Here is a 2139-nt window from a genome sequence, read left to right as displayed (position 1 = left end):
CCAGACCTGTGCTACCTGCACAACTTCGACACCCCCGAGCGCCCCCGCGCACTGCGCCTGCCGCCAGGCCAGGGGCGCCAGTTGCGCGTGGCCATGCTCGAAATGGCCCGCACGCTGCAGGCAGACATCCCCAAGCGTCTGGCCGGCCCCGACTGCAAGGCCGAGGCCGAAGCCATCCAGAAGGCTTGGCAGGCACAGGAGGCCAGCGCCTTCGCCACGCTGGACGCCTTTGCCGAGGCCCGCCACTTCCGTCTCTCGCGCGAGGCCGGCCACATGGTTTTCACCCTCACGGGCGACAAGGGCCATCCGCTCACCGAAAACGAGGCACTGGCCCTGCCGCGCGAGCGACGCGCCGAGATCGATGCCGCCGAACAGGCCCTGCGCGCCGAAATCGCCCGCTTTCTCGAAACCATGCGCCCGCTGGAGCGCGCCCGCGACGAGGCCCTGGCCAATCTGCGCCGCCAAACCATCAAGCCCCTGCTCGAACACGCGGTGCAGGACATCCGCCAGGCCCTCAAGAAGCAGATCAAGGATGCCGCCAAGCTGGGGCAGTGGCTCGACCAGGTCCAGCGCGAAGTGCTGGCGCACCTGGCGCTGTTCGAAGCCGGTGACCCCGACGACGATGCCGAAGACGAGCGCAAGCAGCAGCTGGCCGACCTGCTGGCGCGTTGCCAGGTGAACCTGGCCGTCGACAACGCCGAACGCAGCGGCGCCCCTGTGATCGTGGAAGACAACCCCCAGCTGCGCAGCCTGTTCGGCGCCATCGACATCCAGACCGACACCGATCCGCCCCACGCCGACTTCTCGGGCATCCGCGCGGGCAGCCTGCTCAAGGCCCACGGCGGCTTCATCGTGCTGCACCTGCGCGATCTCGTCGAAGACGAAGGCTTGTGGCCGCGGCTGCGCCGCTTCCTGCGCAGCAGCCGCCTGCAGATCGACGACGGCAGCCCGGCCGCACACGGCACCGCAGCGCCCATTGCGCTGCAGCCCGAGGAGGTGGACGCGGATGTGAAGATCGTGCTGATCGGCTCGGTCGAAGAGTATTACGCCCTGCAGGAGGCCGACCCCGACACCGCGCGCCGCTTCCGCGTGAAGGTGGACTTTGCCGAGCGCTTCGCGGCCAGCGCCGCCACGCGCCACGCCACGGCGGTTTTCGTGGCCCATTGCTGCAAAAAGCGCTGCCTGCCGCATTTCGCGCCGGCCGCCGTGGCGCTGCTGCTGGAGCAGACCCACCGCGAAGCCGACGACCAGAACCGCCAGAGCGCGCTTTTCGGCAATACCGAGGCCCTGGTCATCGAAAGCGCGGCCCTGTGCCAGGCCCGCGGCGGCGCACTGGTCGACGCCCCCGACGTGAACGCAGCGCTGCACGCACGCACGCTGCGCCACAACTACCCCGAGGAACAGCTGCACGAATCGATCACCGAGGGCGAGCGCCTCATCACGCTGCACGGCACGGTGGCCGGACAGGTGAATGCAATGACGCAGATCGACCTGGGCGACTACCGCTTCGGCTTTCCGGTGCGCATCACCGCCCGCACCTTCGCCGGGCACGAGGGCCTGCTCAACATCGAGCGCGAGGTCGACATGTCGGGCCCCATCCACGACAAGGGCGTGCTGATCCTGCACAGCTACCTCACGGCGCTGTTCAGCCACGTCACGCCACTGGCCCTGAATGCCTCGATCGTCTTCGAACAGGAGTACAGCGGCGTGGAGGGCGACTCGGCCTCGTGTGCCGAGCTGTATGCGCTGCTGTCGTCGCTGTCGGGCTTGCCACTGCGCCAGGGCATCGGCGTGACGGGGGCACTCAACCAGCATGGCGAGGTGCTGCCCGTGGGAGGCATCAACGAGAAGATCGAAGGCTGGTTCCTGGCCTGCGAGGCCGCAGGCCTCGACGGCAGCCAGGGCGTGCTGATTCCCGGGCGCAACCGCCGCCACCTCATGCTGAACCGCCGCGTTCAACAGGCCGTGGAACAGGGCCGCTTCCACATCTATGCCGTGGACCATGTGCGCGACGGCATCGCGTTGCTCACAGGCGAAAGCTCGGGCATGGAAGCGGGGCCCGGCCTGCGCGCAGACGCAGCCTCTGCCAGCGTGCTGCACCGCGCCGAAGCCACGCTGCGCGCCTTCCGCCGCGCCTGC

1 protein-coding gene is annotated in these 2139 nt (G+C 69.0%); it reads left to right on the top strand.

Annotation, left to right across the window (positions count from 1 at the left end; translation table 11 throughout):
- On the top strand, nt 1-2139 hold a 2139-nt coding region (locus tag ACDELDRAFT_RS21620), incomplete at both ends, for a Lon protease family protein (RefSeq protein ID WP_005800600.1).

It is taken from the genome of Acidovorax delafieldii 2AN (genome assembly GCF_000175235.1).
Classification (GTDB): Bacteria; Pseudomonadota; Gammaproteobacteria; order Burkholderiales; family Burkholderiaceae_C; genus Acidovorax; species Acidovorax delafieldii_B.
Note: the sequence above shows the minus strand (reverse complement) of the source record. Positions and strands in the feature narration are given on the sequence as shown.